The 260-nt window shown below is 42.7% G+C and carries 1 pseudogene; it reads left to right on the top strand.

The annotated features are described in order from the left end of the window. Window positions 1-38: 38 nt before the first annotated feature. A pseudogene (locus tag ACFIJP_RS09640) lies at window positions 39-260 on the top strand (ABC transporter permease); the annotation flags it as partial.

Genomic DNA, 260 nt, shown 5'->3' on the forward strand with positions numbered 1-260 from the left:
TTTTACTCTCCTTCGCAATTTCGTTGTTGGTTTTCTGGGTGATCGAGTACGATATATTGCTCTCTTTTAGCATTCTCAGTTCGGCTCTTCTTGGTGGTGTTCTTTTGCCCCCTTCTTTCTGGCCTACATGGCTTATTCCGCTTATGCAGTTTAACCCTTATCGTTTTATGATCTCTGCTCCTGCTGAGTTTCTTGCGACGCATGATTTGGCGGTTTTCCAGCAGTTCATTTTGGGCAGTGTGTTTTATATTTTGTGTCTT

The sequence above is a fragment of the Bartonella sp. MU37NMGALS genome (genome assembly GCF_042194015.1).
Taxonomy (GTDB): domain Bacteria; phylum Pseudomonadota; class Alphaproteobacteria; order Rhizobiales; family Rhizobiaceae; genus Bartonella; species Bartonella grahamii.